Genomic DNA, 17,993 nt, shown 5'->3' with positions numbered 1-17,993 from the left:
TGGAAGTGGTGCGCATTATAAGGACATCTGAAACCCCGTCAACCGTTAATTTCAAATATCTCGAAATTAGCTTCGAAGCTCCCAAATACCTCCCCTTCTATATACCTGCCTATCGTGAAGTGACTTTGCGCAGGATCCGCGACAACTCATCAACCGAATAGGGCTTTTGCAACAGTTCAAAGCCATCGGCACCGTGCTTGGCAAGTACGTCGCTGTAGCCTGAGGTCAACACCACCGGCAAGGCCGGGTAACATCGACGCAGTTCATGCAGCAGGTCGATACCGCTCATTCCGGGCATGACCACATCGGAGAACACCACATCAAACCGGTCGACACCCGCGCTCAGCTCAGCCAGTGCGGTATGAGCATCACCGGCCAATACCGTGATGTAGCCCAACTCGGCAAGTGCCTGGGTCGCAAAGACGCCCACATCCGGATTGTCTTCAACCACCAGCACTCGGGTTCCATGGCCTTCCTCAAGCGGTTCATCCGGGTCGCAGGGCTGCGCCCCCCGCTCCTGCCCTTCGACACGCGGCAGATAAAGCGTAAACGTGGTGCCTTTACCCCACTCACTGGCAACCGCTATTTCGCCACCCGACTGTTTGGCAAAGCCGAACACCTGACTAAGCCCAAGCCCGGTGCCCTGACCAACCCCCTTGGTGGTATAGAAAGGCTCAAAAATGCGCTCAAGATGCGTCATCGGGATACCGGTGCCGGTATCGCTGATCGACACCGCGACAAAAGCACCGGCCACCGCCGCATGGCCTCGCACCGCAGGCATGGACTCTACGGCGCGGACCGCAATGGTAAGTTTGCCCTGACCGTTCATGGCATCTCGTGCATTGACCAGCATGTTTACCAGAGCGGTATCAAACTGATTCGGATCGGCATTGACGAAGCAAGCCTGCTCGGGGAGATCCGTCACAATCTCGATCCGCGACCCCGTCAAAGTGCCGATCATTGCGCCGATCGCCCTGACGCTGTCGCCCGCACCAAACACTTCCGGCTTGAGTGTCTGGCGCCGTGCGAACGCCAGCAACTGCCCAGTCAGCTTCGCCGCGCGATCAACCGTTTCCGAGATCGCTTTTATATAGCGGGTGCGCCGCTCTTGATTAAGATCCGGCCGCAGCAGCAGATCGGTTGAAGATCGGATCACCGTCAACAGGTTGTTGAAGTCATGAGCAACGCCGCCGGTCAACTGCCCCACCGCTTCCATCTTCTGCGCCTGTCGCAATGCCTCTGCCTGCTCGCGCTCAGCCGTCACGTGACGCCCCGCCGCATAGATCCGACCGTCCTGAAAGGTGGCCGTCCAGCTAAACCATTTATAGCTGCCGTCGCGGTGTCGAAGCCGGAACTGATACGGCACAGTCAACGGCGCCAACGCGATGCCGCGAAAACTGGCGAGTGTCGCCTCAAGATCTTCCGGATGAATATGCTGGTTAAGCCGCTTGCCCACCAACTCCTGCTCTGACCAGCCCAATTGCTCCGGCCAGCGCGCATTGACCTCATCGAGTACACCGTCCGGCGAGGCAATGACCAGCAGTTCTTGAGACAACCCCCAGGCACGATCACGCTCGCGCGTACGCATGGCTAATACATTGGCCTGCTCTTTCTCGGCGGTGATATCCCGCGCACTGCAATAGACCTTGCCATCCTCCAGAACCGCCACCCATGAAAGCCAGCGATAACTGCCGTCCCGATGCCGACAGCGATTTTCGAAACGCAAAACAGGCCTGCCTTGCGCCGCCTTGGCAAACATCATCTCGCTCTGCGCCAGATCATCCGGATGAATGAACGAGAACAATGGCGCATGCACATCTTCAGGCGACCAGCCCAACGTGATTCGCCACGCTGGGTTACAGGCTTCAATCACGCCTTGCGCATTGATGACCGAAAGCAAGTCAGGACTGAGCATCCAGGTACGGCTGCGCTCGGTGGCACGCTCATTGACCTTGCGCTCAAGTTCGCTGTTGAGGGCGCGTAACTCATCTTTGCTATTGCGCAGCCTCTGGTCGGAACGATGCCTTTCAATCGCCAGCGCGGCAGTCTGGGCGATCACCGCAATGGCTTCGATATCCCCCGGTGTCGGCGCTCGTGGTTCACCGTAATAAACCGCGAAGGTGCCCAGCACCACACCATCAGCAGCCTTGATCGGCATCGACCAGCAAGAACGCAGACCATGCGAGACCGCCAGGTCCGCATAGCCCTCCCACAACGGGTCATTGGCAATATCATTGACGAACACTGCACTGCCACGCGCAGCGGCCGTGCCACACGAGCCGATCCCTTCGCCGATGGCAATGCCATGAATGGCCTCGTTATAAGCCGCCGGCAGGCTGGGGGCCGCGCCATGCAACATGTAATGGCCGTCCTCACTCAGGAACAACACCGAGGCCATCATGTTTTCACTTTGCGCTTCCACAGCGATCACCAGATCACTGAGCACCTCAGCCAGCGGCACGCCCGCGGCAATCTGGCCGAGTACCTTGCGCTCACGCTCGATCAACGCCTTGGGTGAATAGCTGGCACCCAACAGACTTGCATCTATAGAAGGCTTGGCGGACAGTTCTTCAAACACGCGAAATTACTCGTAACATGGCTATCGTCCCTGTTCAGGCAAAGACCGCATTGCAACCCACAAAACGCTGGCGCACCGCCTGTGGGCAAATTGGCATTGATCAACTATACGCCTCGGGCATTGTTCCCAATACGGCTGGTTGGACACCAGCCCCATCGAAAGTTGCCCGCCGCGGCGCCTATTCGCCAGCGCAAGCCCACTGACGTCCGGCAACCCCATTGCCAGAGCCTTGAATGTGGCATCTACCCGGAAACAGTGCTTTCATCGGTCAGACCAATATGCCATCTTGACTGCCGAGACAGTAATAGCAACAAGCCTTTAGCGGACAGGAGTGTCGAAATGCGGATAAAGGCCTCCTGCCTTATCATGTTGATCATTTTTATAGCGGCCCTGTTCGGCATCATGGCTCGCCCGCTCGGCACCCTTTCGTCTCTATGGCCCGCGAACGCCATCCTGGCAGGCCTTATGGTGCGTAATCCGCAGATGGCGAGACCGCAAGGCTGGCTGGGTGCGCTGGTGGGGTTCGTGGCCGCCGACGTGTTGACCGGCAGCACACTGCCCACCGCCTTGCTGCTGACCTGTGCGAATCTGGTTGGCGCCGCGATCGGCTGCTTCTACCTGTCACGGCTGGCCAAACCTCATTTGTCCCTGCAAACAACCGAGTCGGTACTGCATCTGATTCTGGTCAGTCTTGCGGCATCGGTCAGTGCCGGCCTGGCCGGCGCGGCAGCCATGCAGTACCTGTTCGGACAGCCCTTTGCCAGTGGCTTCTATTTCTGGAGCCTCGGGGAAATCGTCCATTACGCGATCATCCTGCCGATGGTGCTGGCCGCCCCCACGCCACAACAGACACGCCAATGGTGGCGAAACTTCCGACAGACCGCCAGCTTGCCGGGCCTTTATCGACAAAGCATTCCATTGCTGGCCTTGGTTCTGTCCAGCGCCGCTGCGTTGTGGATTGGCGGCCCTGGTGCAGTGATGTTCTCGGTACCGGCACTGCTCTGGTGCGCCTTGAGTTACAACCTGTTTGGCGCGACCGTCGTGACGCTAATCTTCAGCAGTTGGACGACCATCGCCATCTCCCAACATTACCTCGACCTCTCGGTTACCTGGCCACTGGCAGTGGCCGACCTGCAGTCGATTCGTATTGGCATCCTGCTGCTGACCCTCACCCCTTTGACGGTGGCGATCATTTCTGCTGCGCGTCAGCAGCTCCTGCAACAGGTCCAGCACCTCGCCTCGCATGACCAACTCAGCGGCCTGCTCAACCGGCGCGCGTTCCATGATCAAGCTACCCAATGCCTGCAGGCGCAGCAGCGCCAGAGCCCATTGCTGGCGGTGCTGATGCTCGATATTGATCGTTTCAAAAGCATCAATGACACTTGGGGCCATTCAGCCGGCGACCAGGTACTGGTGAACTTCACCCAAGTGGCCAGCGAGTGCCTGGGCGAGCGCGGTCTATTTGGCCGGGTCGGGGGTGAGGAGTTTTCAATTCTGGTGCCGGTAAGCTCTGCAGATGAAGCAGGCCAGATTGCTGAAAATATTCGCCAGCGTTTTGCACACACTCCGCTTGATCTCGGGGCCGGCAGGCTGATCGAGGCCACAGTAAGCATCGGCGTGGTGACCACCCAAGACGCCGAGCCGCTTAAACAACTGCTGTTGCGCGCCGACCAGGCGCTTTACCAGGCCAAACACCAAGGCCGTAATCGCGTGCAGTTAGCGGTGCCGGCCTGATGTCATCAACCTCTGAACGCTACTGGGCATCCTGCAACGCCTGGCCTACTTGCTTGAGCGAACCTTCGATCGGCCCTGCCAGCAGCTTCAGTTCAGTGGTCTTGCCGCGAATCACCACTTCCATATTGTTCGGCTTGCCCCGCTTGTCGCCAACAATCCGGTAGGTGGTGTCGCCACGAACGAAACTCAGCACCTGACGCACGCCGTCGTAATCGAACGCTTGCGGCTCTGCCTCGGGGTAAACCAGGCCGACTTCGTTGTTGTTATCGACCGCCACATAGTAGACCGGTGAGTGGTCGCCCCAACGGAACAGAATGATGCGCTTGCCCGATGGCGCCAGCCGGAACGCCAGCAGGGTCTGGATTTCTTCGGCCGGGTCCCACAGCGTCCGGGTGGTACTGACACGCTTACCATCGACTTCCCGCCAGCGGGTTTCTCTAGGCAAACCGGCCACACCGCTGGCATCAATCGCCGTCTCCACTTCAATTACGGGCTCACCGCTATCGATGCGGTAAGTGGTAAACCAATGGCTGCAACAGCCACTCTTGGCCATGGTACTGACCCGGCGCGTCTGGGCGTTGTAGTCGAAGAAGCCGCAGTAATTCTGCGCCAGCTCGGTAAACGCCTCACTTCGCCGAAACCCCTCGGCAGTGCCAAGAAACACCTGATACGACGGGCCGTGATAGCAACTGAACTGGCCGTCCATCAGCGCCAGATCCTTGATGCCGTCGAAGTTGAAATCGTCATAAATCAGCACACTCTGCTCGCCGTACGGCAACTCGTGCACATTGGCCTTGACCTTGCCAGTCTTCGGATCGGTGTTCAGCACCAGTTCATCAGAACGCACCTGAAGCAACTCGGCGCCGTCCTGCTTGTTATAGATACGGATGATACCTGGGCGAAATACCTCGTCCTCGGCGGAGATCTCCAGGGTGGCCCGATAATGCTCGGCGAAGTCTTGCAGGTTGTAGGTGCTGCGGGTGATTTCCTGAAACCGATCGGCATCCATTTCGCCATAGATCTGCGGCGCACTGACCGCACTGACCAGCAGCGGCACAAGCAAGGTCATGGTGAACAGGCATAGCCGCTGAATGATGGAAACCGACACGACGCAACTCCCTTTGATTGAGCGATGGTTTGACTGAGCGATGGCGTGCGATTGTCGGTGATTGTTCAGGGAATGTCTGCTAGCTCTCAGAAACAGAAAAGGACCGCCGCAGCGATCCTTTTCTTTCAACCCGTCAGGCTTAGACCGCCTGATCCCATGGGCGGTCGCCGTGCTCGTCCTTGATACGAGTCGGCAGGCCCATCACGTCCAGCAGCTTGAGGAACGGCTCGGCTGGCAGTTCTTCAACGTTGGCCATGTGTTTCACATCCCATTCACCACGGGCCACCAACAGTGCAGCGGCGACTGGCGGAACACCAGCGGTGTAGGAGATGCCCTGGCTGTCAGTCTCGGCGAAGGCTTCGGTGTGGTCGGCAACGTTATAGATGAACACTTCACGTGCCTTGCCATCCTTGGTGCCCTTGACCAGGTCACCGATGCAGGTCTTGCCGGTGTAGCCCGGCGCCAGCGACGCTGGGTCCGGCAGCACGGCCTTGACCACTTTCAGCGGCACGACTTCCAGGCCTTCAGCGGTTTTCACCGGTTTTTCAGACAGCAGGCCGAGGTTCTTCAGCACGGTGAAGACGTTGATGTAGTGCTCGCCGAAGCTCATCCAGAAGCGCACGTTCGGTACGTCCAGGTTCTTCGACAACGAGTGCACTTCATCGTGACCGGTCAGGTACAGGTTCTGCGAACCCACGACCGGCAGGTCGTCGGTGCGCTTGACCTCGAACATGGTGTTGCTGGTCCACTGGCTGTTCTGCCAGCTCCACACCTGCCCGGTGAATTCCCGGAAATTGATCTCCGGGTCGAAATTGGTGGCGAAATATTTGCCATGGGAGCCGGCATTGACGTCGAGGATGTCGATCGAATCAATCCGGTCGAAATGCTGTTGCTGCGCCAAAGCTGCATAAGCATTGACCACACCCGGATCAAAGCCCACGCCAAGAATGGCGGTCACGCTCTTCTGCTGGCATTCCTCGAGGTGTTTCCACTCATAGTTGCCATACCAGGGCGGCGTCTCGCAGATTTTGCCCGGTTCTTCGTGAATGGCGGTGTCCAGATAGGCCACGCCGGTATCGATGCAGGCACGCAGCACCGACATATTGAGAAAAGCTGAGCCGACGTTGATGACGATCTGCGATTCGGTTTCGCGGATCAGCGCCTTGGTCGCCTCGATATCCAGTGCATTCAGGGAAAAGGCCTGGATATCAGCGGGCTGCTTGAGGCTGCCCTTGGCCTTGACGCTGTCGATGATGGCCTGGCATTTGGAGATGTTGCGCGACGCGATGGCAATACGACCGAGCTCGTCGTTGTGCTGCGCGCACTTGTGGGCCACCACCTTGGCGACACCTCCTGCACCAATGATAAGAACGTTCTTCTTCAATTTCTTCATGTCTCCTACGACAGAGCCTGCTCAGGACAGGCTGGACAGATAATCTTCAAAACCGAATTCGCGAACCACTTCGACGCTGCCGTCGAGTTGTTTCACGACAATGGCCGGCATTTTCAGACCGTTGAACCAGTTCTTCTTGACCATGGTGTAACCCGCTGCGTCAACAAACGACAGCCGATCGCCGATGGCCAGCGGACGATCAAATTGGTACTCGCCGAAGATGTCACCGGCCAGGCACGACTTGCCGCACACCATATAGGTGTGTTCGCCGTCGTTGGGGGCCATCTTGGCGTTGAGGCGGTAGATCAGCAGATCGAGCATGTGCGCTTCGATGGAGCTGTCGACCACGGCGAGATTCTTGCCGTTGTACAGGGTGTCGAGCACGGTAACTTCCAGCGAAGCACTCTGGGTGATGCTCGCCTCGCCCGGCTCCAGGTACACCTGCACACCGTATTTCTCGGAGAAGCCCTTCAGGCGCGCGCAGAATTCGTCCAGCGCATAGCCTTCGCCGGTGAAGTGGATACCACCACCCAGGCTTACCCACTCAACCTTGTGCAGCAGCTCACCGAAGCGATTCTCGATTTTTGTCAGCATTTCATCGAACAGGCCGAAGTCACCGTTCTCACAGTTGTTATGGAACATAAAGCCTGAGACTTTATCCATCACTGCGGCAATCTTCTCCGGGTCCCACTCGCCCAGGCGGCTGAACGGGCGCGCCGGGTCGGCCAGCAGGTAGTCGGAGCTGCTCACCTGCGGGTTGACGCGCAGGCCACGGATCTTGCCTTCGGTGGCGTCAGCGAAACGCTCCAGTTGGCTGATGGTGTTGAAGATGATCTTGTCGCAGTTGGCGACCATCTCTTCAATTTCGTCATCGGCCCAGGCCACGCTGTAGGCATGGGTCTCACCTTCAAACTTCTGCCGACCGAGCTTGAGCTCGAACAGCGAGCTGGACGTGGTGCCGTCCATGTACTGCTGCATCAGGTCGAACACCGACCAGGTGGCGAAGCACTTGAGCGCCAGCAGCGCCTTGGCGCCAGACTGCTTGCGCACGTAAGCAATCTTCTCCAGGTTGACCAGCAGCTTCTGTTTGTCGATGAGGTAGTACGGCGTGTTGATCATTTCGCTTCCGTAATAAAAGGTCGGCCAACAGGAGTCCGCGAGCCTCCTGAAAAAAGCGGACGCGAATTGTGCCGATAACCGACGTATATCGAAAGTCCATTGAGCAAATTTCGTCCATTACTCAGCATTTGCTGATGGCGGGAGCATGGCCATACAAGATGACAATAATGTGACAGTTTATTGATAAGGCCTTTGCACGCCCGCGCTCACTGCCTGATAACAATTAACCTGCACCTCGACGATCAAATCGTACGCTGCCTATAATGCGATAAATTCTCATATGCATCTGGCACACCATGTCCGACTTGCCGCCCAACCCACAATTGATCGCTGCCCTGGCCTTGCACTACGACGACTTGGTCGACAGCCTGCGGCGGCGTTTTCGAGGCCGCGACTTTGCCCGGGACCTGGTGCATGACGTGTGTCTGCAAGTGCTGGAGAAACCACCGACGCACAGCATCAGCCAACCGCTGGCATTTTTGCGCAGGATGACCTTCAACCGGGCCATCGACCGCCTGCGCGCCGAACGCACTCGCCAGGCGCATTTGAACCAGCCCTTGCCAGCAGAAGCAGCCTTCGACAATTGGGATGGTGCCCAGGCACTGGATTTTGAACAGCAGCTCACTGCACTGCTGGCAATCATCGAGGCCTTGCCGGCGCGCCAGCGCCAAGTGTTCCTGCTGCACCGCATCCACGGCATGCCGCAAAAGGAAATCGCCGAAGAGCTGGGCCTGTCATTGAACATGATCACCCAGCACTTCGGCCGCGCCATGCGCGCCATCGCCCAACAATGGGAACCGGCACGCCGGGCGTGCCAGCTGTGAAGAATCAGCAATGAAAAAACCTGACGACCGACCGCCTCGCGAAGACGCCCTGCAGCCCTATACCGACGCCCTGCGCGAACGGGTGCCGTCGCGCGAAGCGCTGCTGGCCGAAGGCAAGGCCCAGACCAAACGCCGCAAACAGCGCAATGCGGCAGCCGGCGGCCTGCTCAGCCTGGCCATTGCCGCCGCTATCTGGACCTTCGACCCAAGCTGGCGCAGCGAAGACATCCAGGTCGCCCTCGGCCAGCGCCAGCAACTGAGCCTGGCAGACGGCAGCCAGGTGGTGCTCAACTCCGGCACCCGGCTACGCATCGAACACCGTCTGCGCAGCCGCCAACTGGAACTGCTGCAAGGCGAAGCCATGTTCACCGTGGTGCACGGCGAAAAACCTTTCATCGTCCGTAGCCAAGGCGTGCAAGTTCGCGACATCGGTACCGTGTTCGACGTACGCAGCGACCGCCGCGGCGTGCAAGTGGCAGTGATCGAAGGCGAAGTGGAAGTCAACAACCTGCACAACACCCCGCGCCGGGTACTGGCCGGTGAACAACTGCGCGCCACCGCCGAACTCATCGACCGCCCGCAACCGGCCAATACCCAAGCCCTGACCGCCTGGCAACACGGCAAACTGCGCTTCAATGGCACGCCGCTCAGCGAAGTGGTCGCCGACCTGCAGCACTACCGCCAGGCGCCGATCAGAGTCGCCGACGCCCGCACCGGCGAACTGCGCCTGTCCGGCGAGTTCGACAGCGCGTCAGTGGAAGCGCTGATCAACCTGCTGCCCAACATCTTGCCGGTGACCGTGCAGCGCGGCAGTGACGGCAGCCTGACCCTGTACCGCAGCCGTTGAGATTTATTTTCAAGCGCACATCAACATCGATAACCGCTGATACGCCATAGACCCAGAAGAACGCAAAAACGACTGCTCAATTTGGGGAAATCATGGGTAACAACGGATCATCGCCACGCCTCTCACAACGCCTGAGCCTGCTGGCCGCCGCCCTGCTGATGGCCGGCACAGCCATGGCACAGGACACGGCCTATCAGCTCGACATCGCACCGCAGGCACTGGACCAGGCGCTGAATGCCCTGGCCGGGCAGACCGGTAGCCGGATTCTGTTTGCTACGGATATTGCTGAAGGGCGACAAGCGCAGGGGCTGAAGGCCAGCTTGACGGTGGAGCAAGCGTTGCAGCGGCTGGTGAGTGGCAGCGAGTTGCGGGTGCAGAAGACTGGGGATGGGAGTTATCTGGTTTCTCGACCAAAAGATGATGAGGTGATGGAGCTTTCGTCGGTGACGATTTCAGGCAAAGCGCCGGGGTCGATAACTGAGGGGACCGGGTCTTACGCCACAAGATCATCAAGTAGCTCTACTCGGCTAAACCTGTCCTCACTGGAAACCCCTCAATCAATCACCGTTATTACCCGACAGCGCATCGATGATCAAAAACTGGATAACTTGACCGACTTAGCGCAAGCCACTGCCGGGATCAACGTGTTCCAAGGATCCTACGGTGCTGACGGCCCTTCGCTTTACGCTCGGGGTGTCGTCATCAATAACTTTCAGATCGATGGCGTACCAACCTCCTCCGGGCTCAGTAACTACCTCCAAAGCACGGCAATCTACGACCGCGTCGAGGTTGTAAGAGGCGCGACTGGCATGATGAGCGGCTTAGGCTCTCCCGCAGCCACTTTTAACATGATCCGCAAACGTCCGACATTCGAACCTCAAACCAGTCTCACCCTCGAGGCAGGCAGTTGGGACCGTTACGGAGCAACCCTCGACACCTCAGGCCCACTAAATAAAGAGGCCACTATCAGAGGGCGACTTGTCGCCAGTTACAAAGATAAGAACTCATGGATTGACAACTTCAAACAAGAAGAAAGCGTATTATATGGCATCGGCGAATTTGATCTCAGTGACCGTACACTTCTGACTTTGGGTTTCAGCAATCAAGTTCAAAACAACAAGAACCCTTTGTACAACGGGGCGCTCCTTTACTTTAACAATGGACAAAAAACTCACGCAACTCGATCTAACCACATAACAATCGATTGGACTTATTACGATCACAACCTGAGCAATGCATTCGCTTCCATTGAGCATCGCTTTGACTCTGGCTGGAGCGCAAAATCTGAGTTAAGTCACTCGTGGTACGAATATGATGGGATGATTGCTCGCCTCACTGGAAGCGTCAATCAACAAACTGGTGCAGGGGCCTACGTACAACCACAAGGACGCTGGCAGAGCGAACCAAAACAGACAAACTTTGATACATACATTACAGGCCCGCTGTCACTATTCGACCGAGAGCACGAAATAATCACTGGAGTGACGCTGTCAAAAATTGAAGAAGCCTCTCCAGGCTATGGCGGTAGCCTAACGGCGGGAAGTGGCTACGATGGTTACGTCACAAATATTTACACGTGGGACGGTCAAGCTCCTGATCCAAATCAACACACAAAAACCAGTAAGACAACACGTGACGAATATCAATATAGTGCTTATCTCAGCGCTCGTTTCAGATTGAGCGACGATACAAATCTGGTCATGGGCGGACGCGTGACCGATTGGAAAAGAGACCGTGACTTATTGACATATTCATCAGGCGCTACAAGCGCTGCTAAAAACCGTGAAACGGGTGTTTTCATTCCTTATCTCGGGCTGCTTCAGAACATCAATGAAAACTGGGCAGTCTACGGCAGCTACACCAAAATCTTTCAGCCACAAGGGCATTGGGTCAGAGATATTAACAACTCACCGCTTGACCCTGAAGAAGGAACCAGCTATGAAGTGGGCATTAAAGCAAGCTCAAATGATGAAAGCATTACCTCCAGCCTAGCACTCTTCAAGACCGAACAAGACAATCTGGCCGTCTGGAGTGGCGGCGCTTATACAACCAAGAGCGGTACAAAAACTCAAGGCGTCGAGTTTGAGTTGAGCGGAGAAATAGCCGAAGGGTGGCAGGTTTCCAGCGGCTATTCATATAGCGTTATCACTGACAGTACCGACTCTCGTATCAACACGTTCCTCCCGCGCCACAGCTTAAAAACCTTCACAAGTTACAGATTGCCTGGCACGCTGGAAAACCTGACCATCGGCGGTGGTATAAATTGGCAAAGCAAGACGGGAGAAAATCTAAGCGCCTTTACACAGGAAAGCTACGCCTTGTTAAATCTGATGGCGAAATACAAATTCAGCGAAAATATAACCGGCACGCTCAACATCAACAATGTATTCAACAAAGAATATATAGTCGGCTACGGTGGCGGATCGGCGTATGGATTCTTCGGAGACCCCAGGAGTTTTATAACCTCTATGAAATATCAATTTTAATCGGCCTGGCATCAGTACTGGGACAGAAGCGCTTGGTCAACCGCCCTGTAGTAGCAACATATTCATAGCTGCCATAGGCTCCCCCCAATGCAAAAAAGCCACTTTTAAAAGTGGCTTTTTTATTAACAAAACCGCAGGTACTTCACTCCCTTAACCGCACCACCTCCAACCCCCGATCCGCCTTGATCTGTTCATCCCTGAACGGCAACACCTGCCAATCCTGCCGCGAGAACAACTCGGTCTGATCCGCAAAATGCTTCGATGCCGGATCACTGGATTGCGAGAACGCCAACAATCCCTGAGCCACCGGCCCTTTCTCATCAAAGCTGACCAACTGGATATAGCTGCTGCCACTGACCACTTTCAGTATTCCATCCTTCTGCGGCACGCTCTGGATCGCGTTGTACACCCCCAGATGCCCATCGCCGCCCGGAATCGGGATACGCTTGCCGTTATGCGCAACGGCCTGCAGTTGACCCCAGGTGACGTCGGCAGGCAGTTTCAGTGCATCGACTTGAGCAATCGCCTTGTGCAGCATGTCGGCAACCGCTTTGGCCACTTCGGGCTGGTGCCAGTCGATACCGCGCGGCGTGGTCTGCGGGTTGTTGCTATCGAAGGGCACGCTCCAGCCTTTGCTGGCTTTCTGGAATTCCCGGGCGAAGGCCTGGAAGTACAGCCAGCCGATAGATGCCTGGCTGCTGGCGGTGCGGTCCCAGGATTTCATGGCGGTGCAGGCGCGCTCAAAGGAGGTTTCGTCTTTGAGTGCCGCGCACCATTGCAGCAAGTCATCGAGCAACAGATTGGCGGCATGTACGCGCTCGCCACTGACCAGATCCTTGAGGAAGGTTTCGCTGATGGGGTTGTTTTCCAGCCCGGCCAGTTGCGTCAGGGCAAAGCGCGCGCGCAGGCCCAGTGGCGCACCTTCACGGCTGACCAATGGCGAGAAGCCGGTCAACGGTTCTGCCGGGTTACTCATCCAGGCGCTGTCGTTGGCGTTCTGCACGAAGTCCTTGCGCAGCAACACCGGCAACTGTGAGCCCGGCACGATACCGGCCTGCACCGCGCCCTCGGCGGTCTGCCAGTCGCAGGCGCTGCGGCTGCCGTCCAGCCCCGGCAGGCCACGGGCCTGAAGCGCCGGGTCGATGCAGCCCTGCAACTGTTGCAGGCTGACATTCGGCACCACCGAGACATTCATGTAAGCCGCCTGGCCCTGCTGGTCGGCAGCCAACGTGTTGACCCACGGAATGCCCTGAATGCGCTGCACCACGTCACGCAGTTCGCTGACGCTGCCGGCCCGGTTCATCGCGTACCACTGCTCCAGCGCCCGGGTGTTGGCCAGGTTGGCATCCTGGAAAGCATAAGCATGCTGGCTGTCCCAGTCCGCCACGCCCGGCCACTTGATCAGCGGGCCGAAGCGCGATTCATGGATCAGCTGTTTCTGGGTCGTCAGCCTGCCGTCGGCCTCGCGCACCTGAATCTGCACTTCACGGGCCAGCAGCGGATAGCTCTTGCCGTCGATCAGGTAGCGCTGCGGGTCTTTCGGGTCCAGGCGCAGCTTGCGCAGGGTGAAGTGGCCGGAGGTGTCGACGGTGTGGGTCCAGGCCAGCTTCTGGTTGAAACCGATATTGACCACCGGCAAGCCGGGCAGCGAAGCGCCCATCACGTCCAGTTTGCCGGGGATGGTCAGGTGCATCTGATAGAAACGCAGCGCGCCAGACCACGGGAAGTGGGGATTACCGAGCAGTCGACCACGGCCGTTCTCGGTGCGCTCGCCGCCCACGGCAATTGCATTACTGCCACGTTCATAGACCGAGCCCTGAATACGTGCGGTATCAATACTGGCGGTTTTCTCCGCCAACGCGGCAGGCGGCACGGCCGCCAGCAGCGGTTCGGCAAAGCGGCCGATACCGCCTTCGACCATCAACCGGTGAATCAGCCGCACCATGTCGGTTTCCTGCAGCGGCCGGACCCACTCGGCGCCCTGGCAGGCCTGCGGTGCGCCTTTGTCTTTGAGGTAGCGGTTAAAGCCGGCGGTATAACCCGTCAGTAGCTGCTTGACCGGCTCGGGCTGAGCACGCCAGAACGCATCGACCGCCTTGTCGTTATTGAGCCAGGTAAAGAACAGATCGGAGCTGACATTATCCAGCCGCGCCGAAGACTCGCCCTCACGGCCCATGAACCGCGCACGTTCACCGCGTGCGGTCAGCACTTCTTCGCTGAGCAGGCACAGGTTGTCACGGGCATAGGCATAACCCACGCCATAACCCAGCCCGCGTTCATCATTGGCGCGAATATGGGGGATACCGTAAGAGGTCCAGCGGATTTCAGTCTCGCCCTTATCCAGGGCTTCGCGGGTACATCCCGCCTGCAACAAAACGGCGGCAGCCAACGCACTTATCAGAAAACTTCGACGCACCTGAATCCCCTTGCAATCAATCAGCTACACCGAACGGGCGCACGGCGTGTGGATGCAGGGAAGACGGATGAACTGCAAATAAATTTAACGCTTGGCGCGTGCTGAGTGCTGTTCCATTTCAAACACCCGCACCCGGCAGTGCTTCATGGCATTAACAATGTGTTTTTCGACACTGGCTTTGGATATACCCATCGCGGCGGCAATCTGCTCGTGGCACAACCCTTCAAGCTTGCGCAGCAAAAATGCTTCTCTGCATTTATCAGACAATTCATCGAGCGCCACCATGACCATTTCCGCACGCTGCAGCTCATATAACGAAGCCTGCGGGCTTTGCCGGCGCGGACACTCTTCGGCGATCAGGTCGCTCAAGGGCTCGCTGTGGCGTACCACGTTGCGACGGAAGGCATCGACGCACAGGTTTATTGCAGTGCGGTAAAGAAATGCCTTAGGGTATTCAAGTCCATTGAGGCGTGGGCTTTCCAATACTTTCAAGTAGGCGTCATGCGCTACATCGGCCGCCATATTGCGATCGCGCAAGCGTGCAGTCAGATATCCAACCAGACCTTGATAGTACTGTTCCATGTTCACTCCGCCAAAATATCCGCCATCGGATTATTGACACCTGTTCGCCGTGTTAAACAACGCCTAACTGTATATAATTCTCATCTGCATACAAAGAACTTCATGCAGCCTGTTACAAGAAAACTTCAGCCCAACCGGTAGCCGTCATGTCCAGTCAGCCCCCCTCTTCTGTGCCAGACGAACGTATCAGCGATGAGGCGGCGCACTGGTGCATGCGGTTTAACGAGCCAGATTTCTCGGTCCAGGAGCGCGCACAGTTTGAGCAGTGGCTGAGCAGCAGCCCGGCGCATCAGCACGAGTTCGAGGCGATGCAGGAGATCTGGGACATCAGCGAGTTTCTGCCTGCTGTCACAGAGGTAGCGCCGCCGCAGGCACAGGTCATTCCCCTGCCGGTAAAGACCAAGCCTCAAGGCTCTGCCAAGCGTCATTGGGCGACCGCGGCCGCATTGGCCTTTGCGCTGCCGATGGCCGCTCTGCTCGGCTGGAACCAGGGCTGGGTTCCGAACAGCTACCATCGTTACGCCAGCGACAACGCGATCCAGGACATCACTCTGGCCGATGGCTCGCAGGTACAAATGAACACCGGCACGAAGCTGTCGTACAGCAATTACAAAGACCAGCGCAGCGTGACCCTGAGCCGGGGCGAAGCCTTCTTCAAGGTTCGCCATGACTCGGCGCACCCCTTCGTGGTCAATGCCGGCAGCGGCCAGGTGCAAGTCACCGGCACTCAGTTCAACGTCTGGACTTATCAGGATTCAGTGGTGGTGACCCTGAGCGAAGGCTCGGTCAGGGTGCTGAGCGACAAGAGCACGCCCGATCGCATCGCCTACCTGTCACCCGGCATGCAGGCCCGCTACAACCCGCAAAGCGTCGATCCGCAAGTGTCCGCCGCGTCGCTGGACAACGCGCTGGCCTGGCGCAACGGCAAACTGGTGCTGGACAACCTGTCGCTGGCCGACGCACTGCCGCAGATCAACCGCTACCTGGAGACCCCGGTGCGCATCGCCGATCCGGCCACCGCCCAGTTGCGCATTGGCGGCATCTATAACACCCGCGATATCAACGGCCTGGTACAGGCCCTGCCAAGGGTGTTGCCGGTGACGTTGAGCCGCAATGCCGAGGGCGAGACGGTAATCAAGCGCAGGTAGGCCGCTGATTGGGGTAGCTACTTTCGCGGATTAATCCGCTCCTACAGCTTGGGACCCGGCGGCAGGTACTGCCCGTACCAGGGGCGCCGTGGAATGCGCCCGGACAACCGCTCCATCTCCTTCTCGCTGGCGCGAATCACATGCAACGCCAGCTTCATGGTCTCGATGTCCAGCTCGCTTTCGCTCCCGCCGCCACCATTGCTGCGCCCCCAGGCGCCACAACCGGCCTCGGCCGGCCCCAGCCACGGTGCATCAATTTCCACCCAGCGCCCCTTGGCAAACCACGGCACGCCCCCAATATCGGCACGCCGCACTTCGCCCGGGTGGAACTGCTCATGGGCGTAAAACCAGTCTTCAATCCGGTCGTCGATCCAGCCATGAAACGCCCAGAACACCGGGTTGACGTGCGAGGAAAAAGCATCGGCCAGATAGTCGTTCTCGGCGCGAAACCAGCGCTCGGAAAAGTCGTCCGCCGGCCGGTCATAGATCATCGGATAGCCGCTGTTCGGATCACGCCCCACCGCCGCCCAGCACATGTGCAACCAGTCATGCAGCCCCAGCTCGATGCGGCTGCCCAGCTCACCCAGGCATAAGGTGCTGAGGTATTGCGGGTCCTGAAACTGCGCTTCCCAGACCTGGAAGTTGCCGTAATAACCCTCACTGCTCTTTACGTCACGCAGCCACTGATTGAACGCATCATCACCCTGCGACTCCCAGGCCGGCGGCACCGAGTAGCCATCGTGGTTTTCCAGGTACTTCACAAACGGCTCGATACCATGACCGATGAAAGGCCGTGGCGGCGGAAAGCGTTGCCAGGATTTCAGATCCTGCATGCTGCGGGCATGGCGCAACATGCCACGGTGCATGTACAGGAAATCTTCGCCCGAGCCATTGTTGTGCCGCTGCTTGCCGCGCGCATCACGCTCCTGGCCCAGCGGCCCCGGCTGCCAGCCCAGCGCCCGCAGCGACTGATGACGATCACTGTCCAGCCGATGCCAGCGGTCACGGGTGGCGTGCCAGAGCTGGTGATAGAGACGATGCCCCGGCGAGATCAACCAGGCATGCAGTTCGGCGGTATAAGGCAGACGCTCGCGGGCCTGGATAAACGGCCGCCGGGTAGCGACGAAACGAGCCTGAACGGCAGAAAGCCCGGCCTGGGCACCACGCAACTGCAACTGGCCGCTGAGCGTCGCCTCGCCACCGCCGGTGCTCCAGACGCCCCAGACCTCATCAAAGATCGCCGTACACTCATAAGCACGGCCTTGCGGACCAACCAGCTTCCAGCGCAGGTTTGGCTCTTTATCGACCTTCAGCTCGCCGAACAGCTCGAAGCCTCCCGAGATAAACGGCCGACGCCCCAGATGGCCGCGCAGCGCCTTGCCGGACGGCCCGACGTCCAGCAGCAACTCCAGGCCTTCACTGGCCAGTTCGGCAAAATCCTGCTGCCCTTCCAGCAAGCGGAAATCCCAGATACCGACCAGACGCCCGGCCAGCAGGCTCTGCCCCAGTGTCGGCGGGACGATGGTGGGTTCTTCGACCAGCGCCGCCTCTTCGGCGGCCTGATAGCGCTGATAGCCCATGATCGGTAAGCCAATCCCGCCTGCCGTCGCCGCCACTGCCGCTGCGCCCGCCAGTAATCCTCGCCGAGAAAACTTCATCTAACCCCATCCGCTTGTCCGCCTTGCGCTCAAAGCGCCTGCCCCAAGAACGAATGGATCGCGGCGGAATTTATCCGTCAGGTGCCCACGCACTAAAAAG

The 17,993-nt window shown here is 58.2% G+C and carries 12 protein-coding genes; 5 read left to right on the top strand and 7 right to left on the bottom strand.

Going from position 1 to position 17,993, the window contains the following annotated elements; translation table 11 throughout:
- Positions 1 to 109 precede the first annotated feature (109 nt).
- Positions 110 to 2,578 carry a PAS domain-containing protein gene (locus NRB16_RS27765; protein ID WP_144403244.1) on the bottom strand — a complete coding sequence of 823 codons (2,469 nt, stop codon included), beginning with the start codon at positions 2,576 to 2,578 and terminating at the stop codon, positions 110 to 112.
- A gap of 339 nt (positions 2,579 to 2,917) precedes the next feature.
- Between NRB16_RS27765 and NRB16_RS27760 the strand changes: the two genes are divergently transcribed.
- Positions 2,918 to 4,312, top strand: a complete 1,395-nt coding sequence (locus NRB16_RS27760; RefSeq protein ID WP_306456545.1) for a diguanylate cyclase — start codon at positions 2,918 to 2,920, stop codon at positions 4,310 to 4,312.
- Positions 4,313 to 4,331: 19 nt separating this feature from the next.
- Here the strand turns inward: NRB16_RS27760 and NRB16_RS27755 are convergent, their stop codons facing one another.
- From NRB16_RS27755 to NRB16_RS27745, 3 genes are all read right to left on the bottom strand, one after another.
- Positions 4,332 to 5,381, bottom strand: a complete 1,050-nt coding sequence (locus NRB16_RS27755; RefSeq protein WP_306456547.1) for a hypothetical protein — start codon at positions 5,379 to 5,381, stop codon at positions 4,332 to 4,334.
- A gap of 178 nt (positions 5,382 to 5,559) precedes the next feature.
- Positions 5,560 to 6,804, bottom strand: a complete 1,245-nt coding sequence (locus NRB16_RS27750; protein ID WP_257107458.1) for a saccharopine dehydrogenase family protein — start codon at positions 6,802 to 6,804, stop codon at positions 5,560 to 5,562.
- Between the two features lie 30 nt (positions 6,805 to 6,834).
- The gene (locus tag NRB16_RS27745) at positions 6,835 to 7,932 is read right to left on the bottom strand and encodes a carboxynorspermidine decarboxylase (protein WP_045487601.1); all 1,098 of its coding nucleotides are present in this window, start codon (positions 7,930 to 7,932) and stop codon (positions 6,835 to 6,837) included.
- 296 nt (positions 7,933 to 8,228) lie between these two features.
- Between NRB16_RS27745 and NRB16_RS27740 the strand changes: the two genes are divergently transcribed.
- The 3 genes from NRB16_RS27740 to NRB16_RS27730 all read left to right on the top strand — a co-directional run bounded on the left by NRB16_RS27740 (position 8,229) and on the right by NRB16_RS27730 (position 12,089).
- Positions 8,229 to 8,756: an RNA polymerase sigma factor gene (locus NRB16_RS27740; RefSeq protein WP_253142865.1), complete on the top strand. Its 528-nt coding sequence runs from the start codon at positions 8,229 to 8,231 to the stop codon at positions 8,754 to 8,756.
- A 10-nt stretch (positions 8,757 to 8,766) separates the two neighbouring features.
- The gene (locus NRB16_RS27735) at positions 8,767 to 9,603 is read left to right on the top strand and encodes a FecR family protein (protein ID WP_173426687.1); all 837 of its coding nucleotides are present in this window, start codon (positions 8,767 to 8,769) and stop codon (positions 9,601 to 9,603) included.
- Positions 9,604 to 9,695: 92 nt separating this feature from the next.
- Positions 9,696 to 12,089: a TonB-dependent siderophore receptor gene (locus NRB16_RS27730; RefSeq protein WP_257107455.1), complete on the top strand. Its 2,394-nt coding sequence runs from the start codon at positions 9,696 to 9,698 to the stop codon at positions 12,087 to 12,089.
- A gap of 142 nt (positions 12,090 to 12,231) precedes the next feature.
- Here NRB16_RS27730 and NRB16_RS27725 read toward each other — a convergent pair whose 3' ends face one another.
- Both NRB16_RS27725 and NRB16_RS27720 read right to left on the bottom strand, forming a co-directional pair.
- Positions 12,232 to 14,505, bottom strand: coding sequence for an acylase (locus NRB16_RS27725; protein ID WP_257107454.1), 2,274 nt, complete (start codon positions 14,503 to 14,505; stop codon positions 12,232 to 12,234).
- Between the two features lie 84 nt (positions 14,506 to 14,589).
- Positions 14,590 to 15,087, bottom strand: a complete 498-nt coding sequence (locus NRB16_RS27720; protein ID WP_045487596.1) for a sigma-70 family RNA polymerase sigma factor — start codon at positions 15,085 to 15,087, stop codon at positions 14,590 to 14,592.
- A gap of 146 nt (positions 15,088 to 15,233) precedes the next feature.
- Between NRB16_RS27720 and NRB16_RS27715 the strand changes: the two genes are divergently transcribed.
- A complete protein-coding gene (locus NRB16_RS27715) occupies positions 15,234 to 16,235 on the top strand; it encodes a FecR family protein (RefSeq protein WP_257107453.1) in 1,002 nt (333 codons plus the stop codon).
- A gap of 41 nt (positions 16,236 to 16,276) precedes the next feature.
- Here the strand turns inward: NRB16_RS27715 and NRB16_RS27710 are convergent, their stop codons facing one another.
- A complete protein-coding gene (locus NRB16_RS27710; RefSeq protein ID WP_257107452.1) occupies positions 16,277 to 17,893 on the bottom strand; it encodes a PvdJ/PvdD/PvdP-like protein in 1,617 nt (538 codons plus the stop codon).
- Positions 17,894 to 17,993 lie beyond the last annotated feature (100 nt).

Origin of the sequence: Pseudomonas sp. LJDD11 (assembly GCF_024584215.1) — a bacterium.
Lineage (GTDB): Bacteria > Pseudomonadota > Gammaproteobacteria > Pseudomonadales > Pseudomonadaceae > Aquipseudomonas.
The sequence above is the reverse complement of the archived record's forward strand: the minus strand, read 5'-3'. Positions and strand labels throughout refer to the sequence as shown.